Source organism: Parendozoicomonas verongulae (genome assembly GCF_009711465.1).
In the GTDB taxonomy this organism is placed as follows: domain Bacteria; phylum Pseudomonadota; class Gammaproteobacteria; order Pseudomonadales; family Endozoicomonadaceae; genus Sansalvadorimonas; species Sansalvadorimonas verongulae.
Window position 1 is genome coordinate 2,649 of sequence record NZ_SMME01000756.1, and the last position, 649, is coordinate 3,297.

Here is a 649-nt window from a genome sequence, read left to right on the forward strand (position 1 = left end):
ACCTTGTCATCACAGGGGGTGTCTGCCTGTCCCCCGGCCGCCCGGGTGCGCAATCTGGTAAAGATGTCCAAGGCTTTTTTCAGGTTGTCTATCCCCCCCAATGTCTGGAGATATCTGCCTAGCGTTAACTCGATATCCTTATCATCACAGGGGGTGTTTACCCGTCCCCCGGCCGCTCGGGTGCGCAGTCGGGTAAAGATCTCCAGAGCAACTTCCAGACTGCCCTTGCCTCCAATGGTCTGAAGATATCTGCCCAGTGTTAGCTCGATATCCTTATCATCACAGGGGGTGTTTACCTGCCCTCCGGCGGCCTGGGCGCGCAGCCGGGTATAGATATCAAGAGCTGCTTTCAGGTTATCTGTGCCTCCCATAGCCTCGAGATGTCTGCCCAGTGTTAGTTCGATAACCTTGTCATTACAGGGGATGTCTGGCTGCCCCCCGGCCACCCGGGTGCGCAGCATGGTATAAATGTTCAGGGCTGCTCTCAGGTTGTCCGCGCTTCCCATAAGCTGAAGGTGTCTGCCCAGCGTTAACTCGATATCCTTATCATTACAGGGGGTGTCTTCCTGCCCCCCGGCTGCCTGACTGCGCAGCTGGGTAACGATGTCCACAGCCGCTCTCAGGTTGTCCGTACCCCCCATGAGCTGGA

1 protein-coding gene is annotated in these 649 nt (G+C 57.0%); it reads right to left on the reverse strand.

Going from position 1 to position 649, the window contains the following annotated elements:
• A partial coding sequence (locus E1189_RS05405) for a hypothetical protein (RefSeq protein ID WP_196221223.1) occupies nucleotides 1-649 on the reverse strand: 649 nt, incomplete at both ends.